Annotated in this window: 23 protein-coding genes and 2 pseudogenes; 11 read left to right on the forward strand and 14 right to left on the reverse strand. The window is 72.5% G+C overall.

The features are described 5' to 3' along the window. Nucleotides 1-358: 358 nt before the first annotated feature. The 4 genes from ACF1AK_RS09280 to ACF1AK_RS09295 all read right to left on the reverse strand — a co-directional run bounded on the left by ACF1AK_RS09280 (nt 359) and on the right by ACF1AK_RS09295 (nt 3,998). Entirely contained in the window at nt 359-1,654 is a 1,296-nt protein-coding gene (locus ACF1AK_RS09280; RefSeq protein ID WP_391498136.1) for an MFS transporter, read from the reverse strand. Beyond that, entirely contained in the window at nt 1,651-2,397 is a 747-nt protein-coding gene (locus ACF1AK_RS09285; RefSeq protein WP_391498137.1) for an ArsR/SmtB family transcription factor, read from the reverse strand. Before ACF1AK_RS09285 ends, ACF1AK_RS09280 begins: the two co-directional genes overlap by 4 nt. Before the next feature lie 89 nt (nt 2,398-2,486). Continuing rightward, complete coding sequence (locus tag ACF1AK_RS09290; protein WP_391498607.1) at nt 2,487-2,867, reverse strand: MerR family transcriptional regulator; 381 nt, start codon at nt 2,865-2,867, stop codon at nt 2,487-2,489. Between the two features lie 111 nt (nt 2,868-2,978). Further along, complete coding sequence (locus ACF1AK_RS09295) at nt 2,979-3,998, reverse strand: MDR family NADP-dependent oxidoreductase (protein WP_391498138.1); 1,020 nt, start codon at nt 3,996-3,998, stop codon at nt 2,979-2,981. 290 nt (nt 3,999-4,288) lie between these two features. Here ACF1AK_RS09295 and ACF1AK_RS09300 point away from each other — a divergent pair, with 290 nt between their 5' ends. After that, on the forward strand, nt 4,289-5,032 hold the full coding sequence (locus ACF1AK_RS09300; protein WP_391498139.1) for a PIG-L deacetylase family protein: 744 nt from the start codon (nt 4,289-4,291) through the stop codon (nt 5,030-5,032). On the opposite strand, the gene ACF1AK_RS09305 is transcribed toward ACF1AK_RS09300, so the two are convergent. The 4 genes from ACF1AK_RS09305 to ACF1AK_RS09320 form a co-directional block, all read right to left on the reverse strand. Then, nucleotides 5,029-6,153 carry a PP2C family protein-serine/threonine phosphatase gene (locus ACF1AK_RS09305; RefSeq protein ID WP_391498140.1) on the reverse strand — a complete coding sequence of 375 codons (1,125 nt, stop codon included), beginning with the start codon at nt 6,151-6,153 and terminating at the stop codon, nt 5,029-5,031. The genes ACF1AK_RS09300 and ACF1AK_RS09305 overlap by 4 nt on opposite strands. A gap of 29 nt (nt 6,154-6,182) precedes the next feature. Beyond that, nucleotides 6,183-6,986 carry a DedA family protein gene (locus ACF1AK_RS09310; protein WP_391498141.1) on the reverse strand — a complete coding sequence of 268 codons (804 nt, stop codon included), beginning with the start codon at nt 6,984-6,986 and terminating at the stop codon, nt 6,183-6,185. A gap of 54 nt (nt 6,987-7,040) precedes the next feature. Then, on the reverse strand, nt 7,041-7,235 hold the full coding sequence (locus ACF1AK_RS09315) for a DUF1918 domain-containing protein (RefSeq protein ID WP_380228568.1): 195 nt from the start codon (nt 7,233-7,235) through the stop codon (nt 7,041-7,043). Between the two features lie 146 nt (nt 7,236-7,381). Further along, nucleotides 7,382-8,095, reverse strand: coding sequence for a TetR/AcrR family transcriptional regulator (locus ACF1AK_RS09320; RefSeq protein ID WP_391498142.1), 714 nt, complete (start codon nt 8,093-8,095; stop codon nt 7,382-7,384). Between the two features lie 145 nt (nt 8,096-8,240). Between ACF1AK_RS09320 and ACF1AK_RS09325 the strand changes: the two genes are divergently transcribed. Continuing rightward, on the forward strand, nt 8,241-8,807 hold the full coding sequence (locus ACF1AK_RS09325) for a hypothetical protein (protein ID WP_391498143.1): 567 nt from the start codon (nt 8,241-8,243) through the stop codon (nt 8,805-8,807). Between the two features lie 59 nt (nt 8,808-8,866). Here ACF1AK_RS09325 and ACF1AK_RS09330 read toward each other — a convergent pair whose 3' ends face one another. Continuing rightward, nucleotides 8,867-9,352: a MarR family winged helix-turn-helix transcriptional regulator gene (locus tag ACF1AK_RS09330; RefSeq protein ID WP_391498144.1), complete on the reverse strand. Its 486-nt coding sequence runs from the start codon at nt 9,350-9,352 to the stop codon at nt 8,867-8,869. Between the two features lie 212 nt (nt 9,353-9,564). Here ACF1AK_RS09330 and ACF1AK_RS09335 point away from each other — a divergent pair, with 212 nt between their 5' ends. The 7 genes from ACF1AK_RS09335 (at nt 9,565) to ACF1AK_RS09365 (ending at nt 16,224) form a co-directional block, all read left to right on the forward strand. Continuing rightward, nucleotides 9,565-10,758: an MFS transporter gene (locus ACF1AK_RS09335; RefSeq protein ID WP_391498145.1), complete on the forward strand. Its 1,194-nt coding sequence runs from the start codon at nt 9,565-9,567 to the stop codon at nt 10,756-10,758. A gap of 64 nt (nt 10,759-10,822) precedes the next feature. Next, on the forward strand, nt 10,823-11,242 hold the full coding sequence (locus ACF1AK_RS09340; RefSeq protein ID WP_391498146.1) for a heme-binding protein: 420 nt from the start codon (nt 10,823-10,825) through the stop codon (nt 11,240-11,242). Then, nucleotides 11,239-11,586, forward strand: a complete 348-nt coding sequence (locus ACF1AK_RS09345; protein WP_391498147.1) for a nuclear transport factor 2 family protein — start codon at nt 11,239-11,241, stop codon at nt 11,584-11,586. The genes ACF1AK_RS09340 and ACF1AK_RS09345 overlap by 4 nt, the downstream gene beginning before the upstream one ends. A gap of 15 nt (nt 11,587-11,601) precedes the next feature. Further along, nucleotides 11,602-12,432, forward strand: coding sequence for an aldo/keto reductase (locus tag ACF1AK_RS09350; protein WP_391498148.1), 831 nt, complete (start codon nt 11,602-11,604; stop codon nt 12,430-12,432). A 154-nt stretch (nt 12,433-12,586) separates the two neighbouring features. Further along, nucleotides 12,587-13,573, forward strand: coding sequence for a TIGR03571 family LLM class oxidoreductase (locus ACF1AK_RS09355; RefSeq protein WP_391498149.1), 987 nt, complete (start codon nt 12,587-12,589; stop codon nt 13,571-13,573). Nucleotides 13,574-13,682: 109 nt separating this feature from the next. Beyond that, nucleotides 13,683-14,693, forward strand: a complete 1,011-nt coding sequence (locus ACF1AK_RS09360; RefSeq protein ID WP_391498150.1) for an aldo/keto reductase — start codon at nt 13,683-13,685, stop codon at nt 14,691-14,693. 190 nt (nt 14,694-14,883) lie between these two features. Then, nucleotides 14,884-16,224 carry a GH1 family beta-glucosidase gene (locus ACF1AK_RS09365; protein WP_391498151.1) on the forward strand — a complete coding sequence of 447 codons (1,341 nt, stop codon included), beginning with the start codon at nt 14,884-14,886 and terminating at the stop codon, nt 16,222-16,224. 254 nt (nt 16,225-16,478) lie between these two features. On the opposite strand, the gene ACF1AK_RS09370 is transcribed toward ACF1AK_RS09365, so the two are convergent. From ACF1AK_RS09370 to ACF1AK_RS09385, 4 genes and pseudogenes are all read right to left on the reverse strand, one after another. Next, nucleotides 16,479-16,712, reverse strand: coding sequence for a hypothetical protein (locus ACF1AK_RS09370; RefSeq protein WP_391498152.1), 234 nt, complete (start codon nt 16,710-16,712; stop codon nt 16,479-16,481). A gap of 33 nt (nt 16,713-16,745) precedes the next feature. Further along, complete coding sequence (locus ACF1AK_RS09375) at nt 16,746-19,919, reverse strand: trypsin-like peptidase domain-containing protein (protein ID WP_391498153.1); 3,174 nt, start codon at nt 19,917-19,919, stop codon at nt 16,746-16,748. Then, nucleotides 19,916-20,266, reverse strand: a complete 351-nt coding sequence (locus ACF1AK_RS09380) for a trypco2 family protein (RefSeq protein WP_391498154.1) — start codon at nt 20,264-20,266, stop codon at nt 19,916-19,918. Before ACF1AK_RS09380 ends, ACF1AK_RS09375 begins: the two co-directional genes overlap by 4 nt. 172 nt (nt 20,267-20,438) lie before the next feature. After that, nucleotides 20,439-20,603 (reverse strand): annotated as a pseudogene (locus ACF1AK_RS09385) (pirin family protein); the annotation flags it as partial. 95 nt (nt 20,604-20,698) lie between these two features. Here ACF1AK_RS09385 and ACF1AK_RS09390 point away from each other — a divergent pair. After that, nucleotides 20,699-21,283, forward strand: coding sequence for a hypothetical protein (locus ACF1AK_RS09390; protein WP_391498155.1), 585 nt, complete (start codon nt 20,699-20,701; stop codon nt 21,281-21,283). 321 nt (nt 21,284-21,604) lie between these two features. Here ACF1AK_RS09390 and ACF1AK_RS09395 read toward each other — a convergent pair whose 3' ends face one another. Further along, on the reverse strand, nt 21,605-22,153 hold the full coding sequence (locus tag ACF1AK_RS09395; protein ID WP_391498156.1) for a hypothetical protein: 549 nt from the start codon (nt 22,151-22,153) through the stop codon (nt 21,605-21,607). A 107-nt stretch (nt 22,154-22,260) separates the two neighbouring features. Here ACF1AK_RS09395 and ACF1AK_RS09400 point away from each other — a divergent pair. Then, nucleotides 22,261-22,416: pseudogene (locus ACF1AK_RS09400) on the forward strand (IS5/IS1182 family transposase); the annotation flags it as partial. Nucleotides 22,417-22,574 lie beyond the last annotated feature (158 nt).

A 22,574-nucleotide genomic window follows, 5' to 3' on the forward strand; every position in this document is an offset into this window, starting at 1 on the left:
GAGGAGAGCCGATCGCCCGGCGTGTCCTGTGCGGTGCCGTCACCCTACGGCGCCCGCCCGCCGGCCCGGAGCCGCCGACCGCCTGGCGGCCGGGCCGGCGGGAGGGCACGGTCGGCACCACGGACGTCGGGCGGTTGCCGTTCCGCGTCGCTGTGGGAAGGGCTTCGGGCTGCGGGACCCCCCGGGGCCCCGGCGTGCGAGCGCGCCTGCGGTGGCCGTCGGCTTGGCCCGGAGGCGTCGGTGGCCCGGTGATCATCATGGTGATGACCGGGCCGTGGGCGGTGGCGGCGGCTCGGCGGCAGGTGCCGGGGGCTGCCCTGGAGACGCCTGCGGGCGTGCCCCCCCGCCCGGCGGGCCGTCAGGCGGTGGCGGGTTCGGTGGCCGGGGCCGGGGAGTCGGCGGAGCGTGGCGTGGTGGGCAGGTCGCGGGTGCGGCCGACGGGGGAGAGGAGCAGGACGAGTGCCGCCAGCGGCACCCCGGCGGTGGTGATCCACAGCGCCGGGCGCAGACCGATCGCGGTGCCCAGGACACCGGCCAGCAGGGCGCCGAGCGGGATGGTGCCGAAGCTGAGGACGGCCCCGCTCGCGCTGATGCGGCCGAGCAGCTCGGGCGGGCAGTAGCGCTGCTGGAAACCCGCCTTGATGATGTTTCCGGCCACCACGCCCACCGAGATCGCGAACCCGCCCGCGGCGAAGCAGAGCACGCCCGCGCCGGGGCCGGTGAGCGGGATCAGCAGGGCGAGTGAGGGAATGCCCAGCTCGAAGAGGATCATCGCGCGGGCCGTGCCGATCCGCGCGGCGACCCGGCGGGCCACGAAGGCGCCGAGGACGCCGCCGCTGCCGACCGTCGCGATCAGCGCGCCGACGGTGCCCGGCGCGAGTCCGACCTCGCGGACCAGGAAGGCGACCTGGATCGACTGGTAGCCCATCAGTGCCAGGTTGGACGCCCCGCCGAACAGGGTGAAGGTGCGCATCCACGGGTCCCCGGCGAGCAGCCGCAGCCCCTCGCCGACCTCGCGGCGCAGCGACCGGTCGGCGGCCGGCCGGGGCGGCGTCTCGCGGTGCCGGATGCGGCCCAGGCAGAGCAGCGAGACCAGGAAGGTGGCGGCGTTGGCGAACATGCCGTTGGCGGCGCCCGCGAGTTGGGCGATCAGACCGCCGGAGCCGAGGCCGGCGATCTGGGCGGCGGAGGCGCTGCCGTGCAGTTTGGCGTTGCCCTCGGGCTGGTCGGCGGGGGAGAGCAGGTCGGGCAGGTAGGCGGTGTAGGCGGTCTGGAAGAAGACGGCCGCGGTGCCGGTGAGCAGGGCGACGGCCAGCAGCAGTCCGACGCTGAGCCGGCCCGCCCACCCGGCGACCGGGACGGCGGCGAACAGCGCGAGCGAGACGCCGGCTGCCGTCAGCATGACCGGACGGCGCCGTAAGCGGTCCACCCAGACGCCGACCGGCAGGCCCATGATCAGCCAGGGTGCCCAGGAGGCGGCGCTCAGCAGGCCGATCTCGAAGGTGGAGGCGTGCAGTTCGGAGACGGCGATCAGCGGCATGGCGACGCCGGTGACGGAGGAGCCGAACTTGCCGGCCGTCTCGCCGCACCAGAGCAGCCGGAAGTCGCGGTGGCGGCGCAGCAGGCTGCGGGGGCCGGTGGCGTCGGCGCTCATTCGGCGCTGCCCTGCTGCTCGTCGGCGTTCCCGGCGTCGGCGTTCCCGGCCCCGGTGCTCCCGGCGTCGGCGTTCCCGGCCTCGGCGGGGCGGGCGGGGTAGCGGCGCCGGGGGAAGGACTGGAGTTGGACGACGACCGGCAGCGCCGCCGGGTCCGGCTCGGTGTTCTCGTCCGGAAGGTGGCGCCGGATGACGGCGAACAGCTCGTCGTTGAGCGCCGCGAGCTGGTCCGGTGTCAGCCACATCCGGCTCCAGTCCGAGATGGTGCCGGCGTTGCGCCACTCGTCCGGCCAGTCCTCGGCGAGGTAGGTGTTGATCCGGTCGAAGTACTGCGCGAGGAGCTCGTGGAGATAGACCGAGACCGCGCCGCGGGTGTCCGGGTCGTCCCGGAAGTCGGTGGTCTCCAGCCGGTTGGGGACGGGGACGCGCCGCCACCAGCGTTCCCGCTTGGTGCCGCGGCCGGTCTCCTCCTCGATGAACCCGTGTTCGGCGAGGTGGCGAAGGTGCCAGCTGACGGTGCCGGTGTTCTCGCCGAGCCGTTCGGCCAGCCGGGTGGCGGTCGCCGGGCCGTCGAGGTTCAGCAGTTCGAAGATCTTCATCCGCAGCGGGTGGGCGAGCCCGCGCAGGCTGCGCGCGTCGATCCGGCGCGCGGGCCGCTCGGGCCGCTCGGGCCGCTCGGGTGCGAGGGGTTCCGCGAGCGGCGCTCCGGCGGTGGGTTCTTCGGACGGTTCGTCAGTGGGCATGCCTCGCATCGTAGGGTGCAGAGAGTTCTCTGCATAGGGATCTCTGCAGAGAACTCTCTGGAAGTTGCCCCACGTCCGACGGCCTCCGGCTACGGCGTGGCGACCCCGGTGTGGCGGGCCAGGCTCTCGCGCAGCCGGGTCAGCCGGTCGATCTCCGCGTCCAGGGCGGCGAGGCGCTGCTCGATCACCGGGGCGAAGGTGTCCGGCCCGAACTCGCCGGTGGACGCGCAGCTGCGCGGCGGGTCCTCGGCGAGCATGTCCAGCCGGTGCACCCGGCTGGCGAGGTCGTCGACGGTCAGCCCGAGCGCCAGCAACGCCCGGATCACCCGCACCCGGCTGACCGTCTCCGGCCCGTACTCGCGCTGGCCGGCCACCGTGCGGGCGGGCGGCGGCAGCAGGCCCCGCTGTTCGTAGAAGCGCAGCGCCCGCGGTGTGGTGCCGGCGGCGGCCGCCGCGTCGCCGATCCTCATCCGTCCTGTCATCCGCCCCTCCCCGAGCGTCCCGCCGGCTCGCCACCCCGCCCACCGGCGCTCCGGCTCCTCCGGTCGTCCGGCGTCCGGTCGTCGGACCGTCCGGGCGGTCTACAGTTCGACGACCGTGGTGCCGAAGACGTCCCCGTCGATCAGCCGTGACAACGCCCCGGGAGCCTGCTCGATGCCCGGGAGGACGGTCAGGGGGACGGTCAGTGCGCCGGTGCGCAGCCATCCGGCCAGGCGCTCGCGCCACTCCGGTTCGAGCTCCGCGTACCGCTGCCCGCTCACGCCGTGCACGGTGACGTTGCGGACGAGCAGCCGGAAGCTGTCCACCACGGTCGGCGCGTCGGCGCCGGTGCGGGCCGGGTCCATCTGCCCGGCGAGCGCCCCGATCAGCGCGAACCGCGCGTCCGTGCGGGCGGCGTCGACGGCCGCCGTCAGCTGCTCGCCGCCGACCATGTCCAGCAGCACGTCGATGCCGTCCGGGGCGGCCGAGGCGAGCTGGTCGGCGATCGGGCCCGCCCCGCGCACCAGCACGGCGTCGTAGCCGAACTCCTCGGTCAGCCGCTTCGCCTTGGCGGCCGAGCCGGTGGTGCCGATCACCCGGGCCGCCCCGAGCAACCGGGCCACCTGCCCGGACACCGTGCCGACCGCCCCCGCCGCGCCGGTGACCAGGACGACGTCCCCCGGCCGTACCGCCGTCGCGCGGGTCAGCGCGCCGTAGCCCACGAGGCCGGGGGAGAGCAGGGTGAGCGGTTCGGGGAACCCGTCGTCCACCCGGGTGAACGCGGCGGCCCCGGCGACCGCGTGGTCGCGCCAGCCGAGCAGATGGGTGACGAGGTCGCCGGGGCGCAGCGGCCCGTCGGCCGGCGCGGCCAGCACCTCGCCGAGCGCGGGCCCGAGCAGCGCGTCGCCCGGCCGGATCGTGAGGGGCGCGTCGGCCAGCCCGCCGCCGATCAGGGTGCGCAGGGCGGGGAACACCACGAAGGCCCGGTTGCGGACGAGGACCTGGTCCGGGGCCGGGGAGGGCAGCGGGGCCTCGGTCAGGGCGAAGCTGTCGGGCGTGGGCAGGCCGTCGGGCGCGGCGACGAACCGGACCTCGCGGACGGTGCTGGGCAAGGACGGCATGAGCGGACTCCAAGGTGTGAGGAGGCGGGACGTGCGGGTGCGAGGACGTGTGAGCGGCGGTGCTCCGTGCGGCCGCGCGGTGCGGGGACGCTAACCCCTGCCCCGCGCGTCAGGGTCAAGCCCGCCGCCCCGCCGCCCCGCCGCCCCGCCGCCTCGTCGCCCCGTCGCTCCGTGCGACGTGATCACCCGGCGGACGGTCCGGTGATCTTCTAGAGTCGCGTGCGGCACGGCCGAACGACCGAACGACCGAACGACGGCACCCGCCGGCACCACGGAGAGGCAGCACCACCATGACCGAGCACCAGGCACCCGCGCCCTTCGAGCCCGTCGACGAGGACTGGCAGACCGCCCTGGTCGTCGTCGCCCACCCCGACGACATGGAGTACGGCGGGGCCGCCGCCGTCGCCCGCTGGACGGACCAGGGCAAGAAGGTCGTCTATGTGATGGTCACCAGCGGCGAGGCCGGCATCGACGGCATGGACCCCGAACGGTGCGGCCCGCTGCGCGAGGCCGAGCAGATCGCCTCCGCCGCCGTCGTCGGCGTCGACACCGTCGAGTTCCTCGGCCACCCGGACGGCGTCGTCGAGTACGGCCTGCCGCTGCGCCGTGACATCGCCCGGGTGGTGCGCCGGCACCGCCCGGACATCGTCATCACCAGCAACTTCCGCGACACCTGGGGCGGGGTCTTCCTCAACCAGGCCGACCACATCGCCGTCGGCCGGGCCACCCTGGACGCGGTGCGGGACGCGGGCAACCGCTGGGTCTTCCGCGAGCTGGTCGACGAGGGCCTTGAGCCGTGGAACGGCGTGCGGCAGATCTGGGCGGCGTCCTCGCCGGATTCGGCGCACGCGGTGGACACCACCGACCACTTCGACCGGGGCGTGGCCTCGCTGGAGGCCCACAAGGCGTACCTCGCCGGTCTCGGCGGCGCGATGGCGGACGCCCGCGGCTTCCTGGAGAGCGCCGGCCGCGGCGCGGGCACCCGGCTGGGCACGCGCTTCGCCGTCGCCTTCGAGGTCTTCCCGCTGCGCTAGGTCACCGGTCCGGCGCCGGGGTTGCGGCGCAGTGCGAGGATCGTGAGGTCGTCCCGCCGGCGGCCGTGGCTGTGGCGGTGGACGTCCTCGTCGAGGGCCTCGGGGAGCTGGTCCGGGGTGCGGTCGCCCAGGGCGAGGAGCCGCCGCTCGACCGGGTAGAAGACGCCGGCGCGGTCGGCGGCCTCGGTGACCCCGTCGGTGAGCAGCAGCAGCGTCCCGTCGTCGGGGAGGTCGAACCACTGGACGGTCCGCACCTCCCCGGCGAGGTCGGCGAGCCCGAGCGGCACGCCGGCCGTCAGCGGGACGGCCTCCACGTGCCCGCCGAGGAGCAGGTACGGGGCGAGGTGGCCGCAGTTGACGGCCTGCACGCCGGTGCGGCGGTCCAGGCCGTACACGGTGGCGGTGACGAAGCGCTCGGCCTCGCCGCTCTGCGCCGCGTACGCGTTGTGGCGGGTGACCGCGTCCTCCAGGGCGAGGGCGACGTCGGTGAGCGCGGGTTCGCGGAAGGCGGCTTCGCGGAAGGCGCCGAGCACGGCGAAGCCGGTGCCGATCGCGGGCAGCCCCTTGCCCTGGACGTCGCCGATGACGACCCGGGTGCCGTAGGGGGTGTCGGCGATGTCGTAGAGGTCGCCGCCGACCATGGCGTCCTCCTCGATCGGCCGGTAGCGGCCGTGGAGCAGGACGTCGGAGGTCAGCGCGGGCAGCGGGCGCAGGAGTTGGCGCTGGAGGGCGACGGCGCTCTGCCGCATCCGGTGCAGCTCGCGCTCGCGCCGGACCCGGCGCGAGCAGAGCAGCACGGCGACGGCGGAGGCGCCGACGACGGTGGCCAGCGTCAGCGCCCGGCCGTTGATCGACTCCGGTGGGAAGAACACCGAGCTGACGAGGATGACGGCGGTGACCCAGATCGCGGCGCCGACGGTCTGGGCGAGCGTGCCCAGTCCGGCCAGCAGCGCGGGGACGAACACCAGCAGCAGGACGAGCCGGGCACTGGTGCCGCCCGCCGCCTGCGCGCCCAGGGCCACGGCGGTGGCGCCGAGGACGGCGAGGACGACGGTCCGGTTGGCGGGTGCCCGGTGCGTCTCCCCGCTCCCGGGGCCGGTGCGCGTCCCGACGTCGGCCATCCTCGCCTCCCAGGTGATCGTTTCCAGGCTCACCGGCCGGGACGGCCGTCGCAACCGCGGCCGTCCGCCCCGCCCTCCCCCTCGCCGTCTCCTTCTCCTTCTCCTCCGCCCCGCGAGTCCGCGCCCGCGCCCGCGTCCGGCGCCCGCCCCCGGCGGCCGCGCAGCAGGTGGCGGACGGCGAACAGGACGGCCAGGGCGCCCAGGCCGGTCAACAGCCACAGCTGGTACCGCACGGCCGTCCGCCAGACCGTGCCCACGTGCGCGCCGGCCAGGTACCCGACGGTGGACCACACGCCCACCCAGAGTGCGGCGCCCAGCACGTTGAACACCTGGAACCGCGGCCAGGGCATGCCGGTCGTCCCGGCGATGATGCCGTTGGTCTGCCGCAGTCCGTCGAAGAACCGGGCGACGGTCACCACCTTGCCGCCGTGCCGGGCGAAGAACACCTCCCCGCGGGCCGTCCGCTCCGGTGTGAGCAGCACGTACCGGCCCCAGCGGTGCACGAAGGCGCGGCCGCCGGTGACGCCGATCAGGTGGCCCAGGGTGTTGCCGAGCACGGCGGCCGCGAAGGCGATCGCCACCACGGCGGCGAAGTCCAGGTGGCCGGTGCCCGCGAAGACGGCGGCCAGCACCAGGATGGTCTGCCCGGGTGCGGGGATCCCGCAGTTGTCGAGCAGGACGAACAGCGCCACCGCCGGGTAGCCGTACTGCTCCAGCACCGGCGCGAGCGCCGCCAGCGGACCAGGCAGGGGCGGGGCGCCGTCACCGAGGAGCGGGCCGTCACCGAGGAGCGGCCCGTCACAGAGGGGCAGGCCGCCACCGGGGAACGGCACGGCTCACCGCCCCGGGCCGCACCGGCACGGGGCGGTGGCCGGCGGCCGATGGCGTCAGCGGATCGCCTCGCGGGGTTCGATGTTGCAGTCCGGGCCCGGGTAGACCAGACCCGTGTGGCCGTCCTCGAAGCGGACCATGTACGGCGGTTGGCCGTCCTGGCCGCGCACCTCGACGATCTCGCCCTTCTGGTCGACCATGCCCACCGCCCGGCTGTGGATGTGGAGCTGGTCACCTACCGCTGCGTGCATGGTCTTGCTCCTCGGGGTGTGTGCGGACAGCGGGGACGGCGGGCCGGCCGTTGCCGCCCTCCTCCGTCCCACCGTGCTGCTGTCTCCACTGTGCTGCCCCCGCGGCCGGCCCGCAACGGCTCGCCGGCTCCGCCCCGGGTGCTCGTTCAGGGACGGCCGGGCTGTGCGCCGGGTGGCCCGCCGGGTGGCCCGCCGAGCTGATCGACGAGGTAGCAGCGGACCAGCCGTTTGCAGGCGGAGATCATCGCCGGGTCGCCGTCCGGGTCGCAGCGGAAGGCGAGCTTGAGCACCGCGTCCGCCGCCTCCAGGGCCACCCGCAGGCCGAGCGTGAGGGCCGCCGGGTCGGCGGCCGCGAAGAGTTCGCCGCCGAGCGCCTGGAGCCGCAGCGCGACGGCGGTGTTGTTGTCCACCTCGGGGTCCAGCAGATGGCGTTCGGCGCGGACGCCCGCCGGGACGGCAAGTCCGGCGAGCCCGAAGTCCAGCTGCCCGAAGCCGGGAACCGTGCGCTTCATCGCGACGAACTCCTCCACCGCCAGATCGGTGAACCCGGCCGGTCCGGCGGGCGCCTCGGACCGCAGCCGGTCGTCGAGCCGTTGCAGGTACTGGTCGAGGTTGCGCCCGGCGAGGGCGGCGAGGAGGTCCTCCTTGCCGGCGAAGAACTGGTACAGGGTGCCGATCGGCACCCGCGCGCGCCGGGCCACCTCCTTGGTGGTGAGCGCCGCCGCCCCGGCCTCGTCGAGCAGTGCGGCGCAGGCGTCCAGGATCCGCCGGTAGCGCTCCTGGCTGCGCTGCTGCACCGGCCGTCGCCGCCCGGCGCCGGTCCGCCCGGAGACCGGGTGACTCCTCGTGTCCGCGCTCATGGGGCCACTGTGCCGCATCCGCCGTTCGGCGGGCCAATCCCGCGCGCCCTCCCCGCGCGCCCGTCGCACGTCCGCTCCGCACGTCCGCCGGCTGCGCCCCGGCTAGGCTCGGCGCTGATCACAGGGGCAGGGAGAGGGAAGACAAGTGGGCCAGAAGATCATCCGGTTCTCGGACCTGACCGGCAAGCACGCGGAGAACGAGGACGACCTGGTGCGGATCGTCGTCCGCGAACACCCCGACCTGGCGGACGGCCCGGTCGAGATCGAGGCGCTCCCCGGCGAACTGGCCGGGATCGCGGGCCTGGCGCTCGACCTGGTGACGGTCGAGCTGCACCACCCGGACGGCGAGGAGCCGGAGACCGTCGTGATGACCGCCGAGGCGTTCGACAGGCTGGCCACGGCCGCGCCGATGGCCGAGGTGCTGCGCGGCGCCCAGCGGGTCGCGCGCCCCTTCCCGGTCCAGGGCGCCCCGGCCGGCGCCGCCGCGTCCGTCCGCGAGCGGGTCAACTACGCGAGCCTGGAGCACGCCGGCCGCCCCCACAAGGGCCGCACCACCGACGCCGAGAAGCTGCTCGTCCAACAGCACCTGGACGAGATCAACGCCCGCCTGACCGCCGAGGGCGTCCGCGCCATTGACCTCGGCAACCCCGAACACGTCACCCGCTACGGCCTGGAGGACCTCGCCCGTACCCGCGGCGCGACCCTCGCCTGACCGTCGGCACGAAGCCCCGGGACCGCTGGCGCGTGGTCCCGGGGCTTCGTCGTGCCCGGTCAGTGCGCGGCGGCGGGCTCCGGGAGCCGTCGCGCCGTGTTCATCTCCTCGACGGTGGCGACCAGCGGGGCCAGCTCGGGGTTCCGGGCGGCCTCGTCCAGCGCCTCCCGCAGGGCGGCCTGGTTGGTGGGCCTGGCCGCTTCCAGGAGCTCCAGGCCGGGTCCGGTCACATCGGTGTAGATGCCGCGACGGTCGGTCGCGCAGAGGTAGCGCGAGAGCAGGCCGCGGTCCTCCAGCCGGGTGACGAGGCGGGTGGTGGCGCTCTGGCTGAGCACCACCGCGTCGGCAACCTGCTTCATCTGCAGGTGCCCGCCCTCACCGTCGTGCTGGCGGCTGAGCACGTCGAGCAGCGAGTACTCGCGCACGCTCAGGTCGTGCTCGGCCTGCAGGGCGCGCTCGATGTGCGCCTCGATCCGGCCGGCCAGGAGGTAGAGGGCGGCCCAGCCGTTGGCGAGGGCGGTCAGCGCGGGGTCCGTGGCGGTCATGGGCGCGGCACTCCTTTCCAGGGGTTCCACCCCAGGATAAGCCCTTGCACGGAATATCTGCCAACACAGGTATCCCGCCCATGCAAGTATTATGGGCGGCCGACGCCCGCCGTCGGCGATGGGCAGATGCCCGCACTTGCACTTTGCCCGCGCTTGCAACTATTGTCGGAGCACGTAAGCCGCAACAGCAATCGTAAGGAAGGCAGTACACCATGCCTCTCGCGCTCCTGGCCCTGGCCATCGGGGCCTTCGGGATCGGTACGACCGAGTTCGTGGTCATGGGCCTGCTGCCCGAGATCGCGGGCGACTACGGAGTGTCCATCCCCTCCGCCGGGCTCCTGGTCACCGGTTACGCGATCGGCGTCGTCATCGGCGCCCCGCTGATGACGGTGCTCGGCACCCGGATCAGCCGCAAGACCATGCTCATGATCCTGATGGGCCTGTTCGTGGCGGGGAACCTGCTCTCCGCCGTGGCACCGACCATGGGCGTGATGCTCGTCGGCCGCATCGTGGCCTCCCTCGCCCACGGGGCGTTCTTCGGCATCGGCTCGGTGGTCGCCGCGGACCTCGTGGCCCCCGACAAGAAGGCCGGCGCCATCGCCACGATGTTCACCGGCCTCACCATCGCCAACATCGTCGGCGTTCCGATGGGCACCTTCATCGGCCAGGCCGTCGGCTGGCGCGTCACCTTCGCCGTCGTCGCCGCGCTCGGCGTGGTCGGACTGCTCGGCATCGCCAAGCTCGTCCCCGCCCTGCCCCGCCCCGAAGGGGCCCACCTGCGCCGCGAGCTCACGGCGTTCCGCAACCCGCAGGTCCTGCTCGCGATGGCGATGACCGTCCTCGGCTTCGGCGGTGTCTTCGCGGCGATCACCTACATCGCCCCGATGATGACCCACGTCGCGGGGTACTCCGACGGCGCCGTAACCTGGCTGCTGGTCCTGTTCGGCGTCGGGATGTTCCTCGGCAACCTGCTCGGCGGCAAGTTCGCCGACCGCAAGCTGATGCCGATGCTCTACGCCTCCCTCGGCGGACTCGCCGTCGTCCTGGCCCTGTTCACCCTCACGGCCCACAACAAGATCCTCGCCGCGGTCTCCATCCTGCTCGTCGGGGCGCTCGGCTTCGCCACCGTCCCGCCGCTGCAGAAGCGGGTCCTCGACCAGGCGCACGGCGCGCCCACCCTGGCCTCCGCCGTCAACATCGGCGCCTTCAACCTCGGCAACGCCCTCGCCGCGTGGCTCGGCGGGCAGGTCATCGCCGCCGGCCTCGGTTACACCGCCCCGAACTGGGTCGGCGCGCTGCTCGCCGGGGCCGCCCTCCTGCTGGCCGTCTGGTCCGCCGTCCTGGAGCGCCGCACCCCCGTACGGGAGGGCGCCGTCACCGCCACTCCCGTCCCCGTCCACCACTGACCGTCCACCACTGACCGTCCACCACTGACGCACCCGTCCCGTTCCTTCCAGGAGAAGCGCCACCATGAGCACCACCCTCACCCCGCTGACCACCGCCGACGCCGAGACCCTGATCAACGCCGCCCGCGCCGCCGCCGAGGCGGCCGGGGTCCCGGTCAGCGTCACCGTCCTCGACGCCGGGGGCCACCTGCTCGCCTTCCGCCGCGACGACCGCGCCGTCCTGATCTCCGGCGAGACCAGCACCCGCAAGGCCTACACCGCGCTGCAGCTGAACGCCCCGACCGCCGACCTGGTCGACCTCGTCAAGCCGGACGGCCCGTTCCACTCGCTGCCGACCGCCCTCGACCGTCCGCTGCTGTTCATCGCCGGCGGCATCCCGGTCCACCGCGACGGCCGCCTCGTCGGCGCCATCGGCCTCGGCGGCGGCGCCCCCGAGCAGGACCACTCCTTCGCCACCGCCGCCCTCCAGGAACTGAACCGGTGACCCGCACGCCGCGCGAGGTCTTCGCCGACCACGGCGAGCGCCTGGGCACCGGCGACCTCGACCGCATCGCCGGGAACTACACCGAGGACGCCGTCCTGATCACCCCCGACGGCGCGTTCCACGGCCACGACGGGGTCCGGAAGGTCATCGGCCGCCTCCTGGCCGATCTCCCGGACGCCGACTGGCAGCTGGACCCGCAGTTCGCGGGCGGGGTGCTGTTCCTCCAGTGGGCCGCCGCCACCGGCACCCACCGGGTCGCCGACGGCACCGACACCTTCGTCTTCCGCGACGGCCTCATCAGTGCCCAGACCGTCCGCTACACCCTCACCAACCGCACCGACTGAAAGACCGGTACCACCATGAGCACCCCCGCTGTCCCCACCGTGAAGCTCAACAACGGCGTCGAGATCCCCCAGCTCGGCTTCGGCGTCTTCCAGGTCCCCGACGACCAGACCACCGCCGCCGTCGCCAGCGCCCTGGAGGCCGGCTACCGCAGCATCGACACCGCCGCGATCTACGGCAACGAGGCCGGCGTCGGCCGCGCCCTCGCCGAGGCCGGCGTGCCGCGCGAGGACCTCTTCATCACCACCAAGCTGTGGAACGCCGACCAGGGCTACGACGAGACCCTGCGCGCCTTCGACGCCAGCCTCGCCAAGCTGGGCCTGGAGACCCTCGACCTGTACCTGATCCACTGGCCCACCCCGGCCCGGGACCTCTACCTCGACTCCTGGCGGGCCATCGAGCGCCTCGCCGCCGAGGGCCGGATCCGCGCCGCCGGCGTCTCCAACTTCCAGCCCGCCCACCTCCAGCGCCTGCTGGACAACAGCGAGCTCGTCCCGGCCGTGAACCAGGTCGAGCTGCACCCCGGCCTCCAGCAGGCCGAGCTGCGCGCCTTCCACGCCGAGCACGGCATCGCCACCGAGGCCTGGAGCCCGCTCGCCCAGGGCGCCGTCCTGGACGACCCGGCGATCACCGCGATCGCCGAGCGCACCGGCAAGTCCGCCGCCCAGGTGGTGCTGCGCTGGCACCTCCAGCTCGGCAACATCGTCATCCCGAAGTCCGTCACCCCGGCGCGCATCCGCCAGAACCTGGACGTCTTCGACTTCGAGCTGACCGGCGAGGACATGGCCGCCATCGCCGCCACCGACCGCGGCCTGCGCACGGGCCCGCACCCGGACCAGTTCAACTGACCGACCCGCACCCCCGGAAGCCCGCTGCGGGCCGGCCCTTCCCGGCCGGTCCGCGGCGGGCTTCGCCCGTTCCCGCCCCCGCCCCGTTCCCGTTCCCGCGCCGACTCTCCGTCCCGATTCCCCCGCTCCGACCGCTCTGAGGACCGACTCACCCATGGCACTCCGTCACCCCGCCCTCGCCCGCCTCGCCCCCGGCGAGGGCCGGCTCACCCTCGGCCTGGAACTCCCGCTCGACAACGACTGGGGCCCCTCCCGGCAGACCGCCGACCGTGCGGCCGGCCGCCCCCACGGCGTCCCGGACCTCGCCGAGCACGCACGCCTCGCCCGGCTCGCCGACCGGCTCGGCTTCGCCGGCCTCTGGGTGCGTGACGTCCCGCTCTTCGACCCCGTCCGCTTCGGGGACGCCGGGACGGTGTTCGAGACCTTCACCCACCTCGGCCACCTCGCCGCCGTCACCGAGCGCGCCGTCCTCGGCACCGCGGCCGTCGTCCTGCCGCTGCGCGAGCCGCTGCTCGTCGCCAAGGCCGCCGCCACCGTCGACGCGCTCTCCGGCGGCCGGATGCTGCTCGGCCTCGCCAGCGGCGACCGGCCCGTCGAGTACCCGCTCTTCGGGCGGGACTTCGAGGCCCGTGGCGCCGCCTTCCGCGAGGGACTGCACACCCTGCGCGCCGCCTGGCGCCCGGGCCCGCTGGAGCTGCCCGGGGCCGGACTCGGCGCGGACTTCCAGCTGGAGGTCCTGCCGAAGCCGGAGCAGCCCGCGGGCATCCCGATCGCCGTCGCCGGCGGCGCCCAGCAGACGCCCGAGTGGATCGCCGAGCACGCCGACGCCTCGCTCAACTACCCCCGCGACCTGGGCGCGCTGCGCCTGCGGACCCGCCAGTGGCGCGAACTCGCGGGGGAGAAGCCGTACCTCACCCCGATGGTGCTCACCCTCCAGGAGGACCCGGACGCTCCGGCCCGTCCGATCCGGCTCGGCCTCAGCACCGGCCGCAACGCCCTGATCGAGCACCTGGAGACCATGGCGCTGTCCGGGGTCTCGCACGTCTCCTTCAACCTGCGGCCCAACGACCGGCCGGTGGAGGAGCTGCTGCAGGAGCTCGCGGAGCACGTCCTGCCGCGCTTCTCCGCCTCCGTCGCCTAGAGTCCTTGCATTAGCCCGCGCCTGCAATTATTGTTAAAGCAGGCAAGGGGCGCTCGCATCTCATGAGCGGGCCTTGCACCCCGCACCCTCCGTTGGAAAAGGCACCACCATGTCCCTCAAGGAACTCCTCCCCGGCAAGCTCGGCTACGGCACCGCCCCGCTCGGCAACATGTTCCGCGCGATCCCCGAGGTCGAGGCACTCGCCACCGTCGAGGCCGCCTGGGACCAGGGCGTGCGCTACTACGACACCGCCCCCTTCTACGGCGCCGGCCTGTCGGAGGAGCGCCTCGGCGAGGTCCTGTCCGCCAAGCCCCGCGGGGAGTACGTGCTGTCCACCAAGGTCGGCCGCGTCATCCTCGACGAACTGGAGCAGGGCAGCCGCGACCTCGGCGAGAAGGGCGGCCTGTTCGAGCACGGCAACCCCAACAAGATGCTCCACGTCTGGACCGCCGAGGCCACCGAGCGCTCCATCGAGGACAGCCTCAAGCGCCTGCGCACCGACCGCCTGGACATCGTCTGGGTCCACGACATCGCCCAGGACTTCCACGGCGACCAGTGGCTGCAGAAGTTCGAGGAGGCCCGCACCGGCGCCTTCCGCGTCCTGTCCCGGCTGCGCGACGAGGGCGTCATCAAGGCCTGGGGCCTGGGCGTCAACAAGACCGAGCCGATCGAGCTCACCCTCGCCCTCGACGAGCCCCGGCCCGACGGCTTCCTCCTCGCCGGCCGCTACACCCTCCTCGACCACGAGCACGCCCTCCAGCGCCTGCTGCCCCTCGCCCAGGAGCAGAACGTCGACATGGTCGTCGGCGGCCCCTACAGCTCCGGCATCCTCGCCGGCGGCACCCACTTCGAGTACCAGGAAGCCCCTGCGCACATCGTCGAGCGCGTCACCCGGCTCAAGGGCCTGGCCGCCGAGCACGGCGTGAGCATCAAGGCCGCCGCCCTCCAGTTCTCCCTCGCCCACCCGGTCACCGCCGCGGTCGTCGCCGGCGCCACCAAGCCCAGCCGCATCGCCGAGGACCGCGCGGCGCTCGTCGAGACCGTCCCCGCCGCGTTCTGGCAGGAGCTGCGCGCCGCCGGCCTCGTCAGCCCGGCCGCCCCGCTGCCCTACGGCGCCTGAACCGCCTGAACCGTCTGAACCACCCCCGTCGGCAAGCCCGGGTGCGCGCCCCTGTGCACCCGGGCTGCCGGCTGTCGGGCGCCGGCTCCCGGGCTCCCCGGCTCCCGGGCTCCCCGGCCCCCGGGCCCTCTGGTGCTCCGGTGTGACCCCGCTAACATGACAGACCCTCACGTTCACGCAGGAGGCCGTCATGCCCGACCGCTTCGACCTGCCGGCGGACTTCCGCTGGGGTGCCGCCACCGCCGCCTACCAGATCGAGGGGGCGGCCGACGAGGACGGCCGCGGCCCGTCCGTCTGGGACACCTTCGCCGCCCGCCCCGGCGCCGTCCGCGACGGCCACACCGGCGCCGTGGCCTGCGACCACTACCACCGCTGGCCCGAGGACATCGCCCTGATGCAGGGCCTCGGCCTCGACGGCTACCGCTTTTCCCTCGCCTGGCCCCGCATCCGGCCCACCGGCGCGGGCCCCGTGAACCCCGCCGGCCTCGCCTTCTACGACCGCCTCGTGGACGCCCTCCTCGGCGCTGGCATCACCCCGCTCCCCACCCTCTTCCACTGGGACCTCCCGCAGGCCCTCGAAGACCACGGCGGCTGGCTGAACCGGGACACCGCCCACCGCTTCGCCGACTACACCGCCCTCGTCACCGACCGCCTCGGCGACCGCGTCCCCACCTGGATCACCCTCAACGAGCCCTTCGTCCACACCGTCTTCGGCTACGCCCTGGGCACCCACGCCCCCGGCCGCACCCTGATGTTCGAGGCCCTCCCGGCCGCCCACCACCAGCTCCTCGCCCACGGCCTGGCCGCCTCGATCCTCCACGAACGCGGCCTGGAGGCGATGCTCTCCAACAACCTCACCCCGGTCGAACCGGCCTCCCAGGACCCCGCCGACCTCGCCGCCGCCTCGGCCTACGACACCCTCCACAACCGCCTGTTCACCGACCCCGTCCTCCTCGGCCGCTACCCCGACCTCTCCCTCCTCGGCGTCCCCGACGACATCTTCGGCGCTGTCCGCCCCGGCGACCTCGACCTCATCCACACCCCCGGCCTGGACGGCCTCGGCCTCAACTTCTACAACCCCACCCGCGTCGCCGCCCCCACCGCCCCCGGCCTGCCCTTCGACCTCGTCGACATCCCCGAAGCCCCCCACACCGCCTTCGGCTGGCCCGTCGTCCCCGACGCCCTCACCACCCTCCTGCTCCACCTCCGCGACACCTACGGCAAGGCCCTCCCACCCCTCACCATCACCGAGAACGGCTGCTCCGTCGACGAATCCACCACCCCCGACCAGCCCCGCATCGACTTCATGTCCGCCCACCTCGACGCCCTCGCCCGCGCCACCGCCGAGGGCATCGACGTCCGCGGCTACTACACCTGGTCCCTCCTCGACAACTTCGAATGGGCCGAGGGCTACCACCAACGCTTCGGCCTCGTCCACGTCGACTTCGCCACCCAGCACCGCACCCCGAAGGCCTCGTACACCTGGTACCGCGACCTGATCGCCGCCCACCGGCTCTATCGGGCTAGGTAGTTGAGATCGATGGCGGCCGTGGCACATGTCGGGACCGGTCCAGGTTGATCAGTGCGCTGGTCGAGCGCGGGCAGGTGGCCGCGCTCGGCCATAGGGTGCGAAGACAGGGTGTTCGACGGTTGAGAAGGCCGTCACCAGCGGTTTGAGCTGAATCGGATTTTGTAGAGGCCTTGAAGCCAGGCATGATCGCTGTGTTGGCCCAGTCGTGGGCCTGTTTCTGCTCGACGCTGCTGGCATCGCGTGGTATAGGTCGATCAGGTCCGGATCGAGGCCCAGCGGGTCGGGGCTGAGAGAGTCGGCGGTGGGCGGGTCGTAGTACCGGAAGACGTTGAGTGCAGGCCGGTCTCGACGTCGTGGAACTGCCCGGGGAAGCACAGCGGGCAGTCGATGCTCTCGACCGCGTCAGGCAGCGGGTGGCCGCACAGCGCGGTGCGTTGCTGCCAGGCCACGGCGCCGCGCTCGTCGACCAGTTCGGGCCTATTGCGCATCAACCAATAATCGAATGATCTGCAGGGAACGGCCTACCCCCGAGCCTCAGGCTTCAAGGGGACCCACCTCGTCATCGAGTCCCAGGCCTGCAGGACATCCTCCAGAACGTCCACCGAGGCCTCGGATGCGGGCCCGACCGCGCTCGTCGTAATGAGCAGCATTCCGCCGTATTGCTCCACCAGCGCAATGAACGCCTCGGTCGCCGGAGCACTCCAGACTTGCCCGAGCACTACCACCGCAGCTTCGCCGGGGCCGGTGAGTGCCCAGACGCGCCCGTCGGAGGACCTGGGCGGCAGCCCGGACCACACCGGTCGCAGGTTGAGCACCTGGGCGTTGGCCGACCGGGGCCCGCACGCTGCCGTCGCTGTCCAGCGGTCCCCGCTGCGAACCAACTGCGCGACCTCGAAAGACGGGTTGACCACGAGGGCGGGAACGCAGGGCGGGCCGAATCCCTCCCCCGTAGGCACTCCGGCGGTGAAGGCCGTCCAGCTGATGCCCGCGTCTTTGGCCACCTGGGTCAGGGCCGACTCGTTCCAGTGCGGATACCGGCACAGTCCGAAATGGAAGAGCCGCGCGTCGGCCCCCATGAAGGTGTCGTCCACGTAGAGCGCCGGAACACCGTCACCCAGGGGGTATCCGCAGTCCTGGCAGTCGCCGGCCCAGAGTAACTGCATGAGCGAACGGGCTTCCTCCTCTCCGAGTCTGTCCAGGCAGACCTGGCTGAAGGCCAGGTGCCGCAGTCCGGACGAGCCCTCCTCTGCCTCCAGGACCACCCAGTCCGAGGGGCAGCCACGCTCCTGCGCCCGGCTCCACCATTTCTTCCCCAGTCGGACATCGCCGAAGGAGTACGCCGTCACACCGGCCATCAGCCAGCCGATCGGATCACCCAGCTCCCCCTGCTCGACCGCTGCAGCGTAGGCACGCGACACGTAGGCATTCGCCGTCTCGTGGTCCTTCCTATGCAGGAGGACGCCGGCGTACGAGAGGGCGGCGAGCGGGATCTTGCCGTCGGCAGCAACTCTCAGGGCTTCGACGGCTTCGTCCGACTGCCATTTCGACCTCAGCCAGTCCGAGTAGTGCAGCGCACTCCCGGGGTCTCCGGCCTCGGTACCGTGTTTCCAGAGCGCCACCGCCTCGTCCTGGTCGCCCAGTTTCTCGTGAACCAGGCCGAGGGCTCCGATCGACATCCGCTCCCCACTCTGGATCGCGCGCTCGTACCACTCCCGAGCCGCTTCCAGATCCCCCCGCACGAAGGAGACGGCACCCATATTGTGTGCCCCCATGGAGTCACCCAGAGCGGCAGCGCACTCGAAGCAGCGGGCGGCGCCGTCATAGTCTTCCTCCTCTGCCAGCAGAGCCCCCAGATTGATCAGGCCGTCTGGATCGTTTGCCTCCGCGAGGGGACGGAGCACCTCCTTGGCCACCTCCGGCCGGCCTGCCACCTTGGCGACGGTCGACACCAGCACCCGGCGCGTATCGTCCACGACGCGCAGCGCCTCTTCCCACACCTGCTCCGGGAGTTCGTTCGGACGGGCCCGGCGCGCAGCATCGGACACCAGGTAGTCGAACGGCTTCCATGTTCCGCCCCGGCCCGGCACCAGGGGACTGGTCACGCCCAGCACGATCCGGGACGCCCACTTCCATGCATCCGCCATGTCCTCCGGACGCAGCGCCGGACCGCCCGCCAGGTCGAGGAAGTACTCGTGGAGGCGTTCCAGTGAATCCGGTGGCAGTGCACTGTCCACACCCGTGCGGGCAAGGGCGACCGCAGCCTCGACGAGCGCGGCCCCCCGGGGGTTGCCTCGTACCCGGGAGGCGGCCTTCCACCGCTTGAGGACCTGGGGCCCCGCTGCCAGGTACTCTGCCACCCCGTGCGCCCGGTCGGCGCTCAAGGCCGCGACGACGCGCGGGTCCTGGCGCGCCGACGCGGCCTGCCGCTCGTCGTCGGTCCAGATCCGGTCCAGCGTGAGGTGGTGCGCAGCGCGGATCACCCTGCCCGGCGAGGACGGCAGACGCGGCCCGGTGCTCTGCGAGAGTGACGGCCCGTCCTCCTCATCTGTGTAGTGCTCGTAGAACTCGGTGCGCAGCGTCGCGAGCACGACCGTGCCCCGGCGGACGAGCCGGTCGAGCAGAGACGGCGTCAGCCCGTCGGACCGCAAGTAGGTGTGCAGGTCGTCGAGCCACACGACGCTCTCGTAGTCGATTCCGGAGGGGGAGTGCAGGAAGGCCAGGTCGGCGTCGGGATCCGGCTTGCAGACCGACCGGTCCGGGAGATTGCGAACCATGCCTTCGAACAGGGCCCGCGACTTGCCCGCCGCCGAATCCCCGGTCAGGAGCAGCATGCCGCCGGTCTCCGCCAGCGCTTCGAGTCGGGCGTCAAGTTGGGCATCGACGTCGCGTGGCACGTACGGCACCACTTCCGGATGGCCGGCGGCGTCCGGCGCGCGATGGACTCCGAAGGAGATCGGGTCGGCGTCGGCGATCCGGAGCCAGTCGCCTTCGCGGGAGGTGGCGGCCTCATGCACCGCGGGGGGTGCCGGCCTGCCGATCTCCACCACTTCGGGCCGCAGCCCTGCGGCTGCCTGTACCGCCCGCTGGAACCCAGGGTCGGCCACCACGACCGAGATTGGAACGGCTTCCACCCGTGCGTGTGCCCACTGTCCCGGGTCCCCGGAGACCACTCCGATCAGGAATTCTCCGGCGAAGAGCGCGGCACCCGACATCCCCTGCCAGGGCGATGCGCCGGGAGTGCCGGCCGTCGGCGGCGGTGTGTGGGAGCTGTCCAGGATGTAGCGGCCGCGCAGGATCGACGACCCCGGCTTCAGCGTGCCGACGATCTGCTCAGTGTCCGGTCTCGTCCCGTCCCGCAGCGAGATGAGCGGGTACCCCACGGCTTCGCAGTTCTCCCAGGCAGCCAGGCCCACCGTCCGGCCCCAGCGGACGTCGGAGATCCGGCACGTCGTGGCGTCCCTGACCAGGTCGTCGTCCACTTCGAGCAGGGCCGCATCGCACGCCTCGTCGTAACGGCGCCACTTGAGGCGGCAGTTGCGCGTCCCTACCCCTCCGGGGACAGCGACGCGAGCGGCCCCGTCATCCGCGTCGAACAGGTGCGCCGAGGTAAGCACCAGGCGGGAGTTCAACAGGAAGCCGCTGCCCTGCCGCGCTCCCTGGACGATGGCGACGCGTTCAACGGACCGGACGTTCATCCGCCGCGCAGTCCGGACGGATGCTCAAAGTCACCCAGGTCGATCGCGGCCCGGCTGCCGATCTCGATCGGCCCGCCGCGGGCGGAGTCCTTCGGCTTCAACTTCACGGACACCTTGTGGACGGTGTTCTGCGCCATCCCCACCTGGGCGTCGCCGGAGACCACCCAGGCCTTGAACCCCGCCTTGGTCGTCGCGTCGCGTCGCAGCTCGACCGAGAAGTCCAGCGTGATCTCGTCGACCTCGAACCTGATGCGCTGGCTGTCCGCAGCGTCCGCGGCGGTGATCAATTGGTCTCTGAGACCTTGTACGGCCTCGGTGAGTTCCACGTTCTCCAACGGATCGCGCACGTCTCCGACTCCCCCGTTCGGCCCGCCGTCAGCCGCTATTCCTATCACATCGCTCCTGGTACGGAGGGGCGATCCGGACAACGCCGCCGAACGCACCGGAGCACGTGGGGGGCGCGTCGAGCACCACCGATGCGCCCACGACACGGCCCGCCGCACAGCTAACGGCGCCAACTCAGCGCTCGTGGCTTTGCGGCTTCAGTGGCGTCAGCGGCAGCTCCGGGGTGGGCAGGCGGCTGCGGGCGTAGCCATGGACTTCGCCGAAGCGGGTGCCGGACTGTCAGTCGGCGCGGGTCTGGGCGATCTCCTCGTTGGTACGGCCGATGAAGTTCCACCACATACCACGTGATTTGCGTTTCTTCCCAGGTCAGGGGTGTGGCGGACCATCTGCGGTCAGCAAAACGTCAGCATCGGACGGGATGGAGACCGCAGGCGATGGCCCCGAGGACCCTGGTCTGCGGCATGGGCACCTTCTTCAAGACCTGTGAGCACCCGCAGGCGCGATGGTCGAAGTGCCCGCACACCTACGTGATCCGGTTCCGCAACGCCTCCGGTCGGCAGACCGAGGAGTCCGGCTTCGCCACCCAGGACAAGGCAATCGGCCGGCTCACCGAGATCTACCGGGCGAAGCGCGAGAACCCCTGGAGCCAAAGCACGGCCGAGCGCAACCGCAAGTACGGCGCGATGAACTTCGGGACGTACACCGAGGAGTGGAAGGCCGGCCAGCGCGCACTCGCCCCGGCATCGCTGCGGCACCTCGACTCGCTCCTCGAACACCACCTCTACCCGGCGTTCCACAGCCGCCGGATGGCCACCTTCGACCACAAGGTCGTCGACGCCTTCATCCAGACCATGGAACGCAATGGCGTTGGCCTGGCCACCCAGGCCAACGCCTTCGCCAAACTCAAGACGATCCTGCTCGACGTCCACCGCCTCGGCCGCTACCCGGAGAACCCGTTCGACGGTGTCACTCCGCCTCAGTACGACCCGAAGCGCGCGGTCATCCCTTCGCTCGTGTAGCTCGGCGCGATACGCGAGGCCGGCGACGAGACCTCCAACCTCGTCGCCGAGCTGATGAGTGGCTGCGGCCTCGGCAACGGTGAGGCCCTCGCCCTCGCCGTCAACGTCAACAAAATCGTCGCCGATGATGTCTACCGCGCCACCGAGCAGGTCAACCAGACGACGAAGGACTACGCGCCGCTGAATCACCGCAAGGAGGCTCGGAGTTCGTCGTCGACGTCTTCAATGCGCCTATCCCGCTTCAGAACTCCGAAGACTAAGGGCTGTCCCGTAAGCGATCATGTGGCGCGCGAGGTTGTCGCGCCACGCGATCCGCCGGTGTCAGCGTATGTTGGCCGCCCAGTCCGACAGGGCGGCGAAGTCAGCGGCAGTCAGCCCGGTCTGCGGATCCACCTGGTGCAGGAGGGCTGGGCCATCATGGTGCGCTTGGACCCACGAGCGATCCGCATCGGTGATTTGGTCGTCGACCCAAGCGAACGGACGGCCCTGGGCCCACGCGATGATCTCTGGCGTCTTCCAGAACACGCCGCCTTCCGGCTGGGGACGCGGTTCGGACCAGGCGATGAACGGCAGCACGGGCAGCCGCAGCAAGGGCGCAAGGAAGTCGTTGGCCTCCTCTTCCCAGGTCGTCGCCCAGACAAGGTCATAGGGGAGCTCGGCCAGTGCTGGCCCATGGTCAGGGTTGAGCCAGACCCGCAGCGGCTTGACCGGCTTGTTGGGCAGTCCCCACGCGGTGAGTCGACGCCGCTCGGCCGCCTCCCACCGCGGTGTCAGCAGCCGGTGCGTCCCGTAGCCCTCCGGACGCCGGTACGGCTTTGCCGCATACGGATTCAGCGGTCCGTCGACGTCCACCAGCAACACCGGCCGCATCAGCCCACCCCCTGAGATCGTTTCCGTACAGTACCGGCCCAACGATGTGAGGCCCAGCACATTTCCTCGTCGCACAGGCTTCGGATCTACGGTGAGATGATCTTGGTGTGGCTGGTGTGATCACGGCGTCAGAGCCGTCTTGGAAGCCCCGTTCACCGGGCTGAGCCCGCGCGACTTCCGCAAGCTGGTGACGGTACTGCGCCGCGAGGGCGCCGGCACAGTGCGGCCCCGGCCGGCCGTGGAGCCTGCCTTTGCGGGCGCGACCGCCTGTCTACCTGCCGGATGCGCGACGGGCCCCTCGACGCGGCACGGTTCGGCAGCGCCGGGGACCTCGGCGGCGACGTCGTCGCCGTGGAGGGCCCGGGGCGGCGGGCGGGAAGTCGCTGGAGCGGAGGCTGATGCGCGGGCTGGTGCGGTCGGC

It is taken from the genome of Kitasatospora sp. NPDC015120, assembly GCF_043080305.1.
Classification (GTDB): Bacteria; Actinomycetota; Actinomycetes; order Streptomycetales; family Streptomycetaceae; genus Kitasatospora.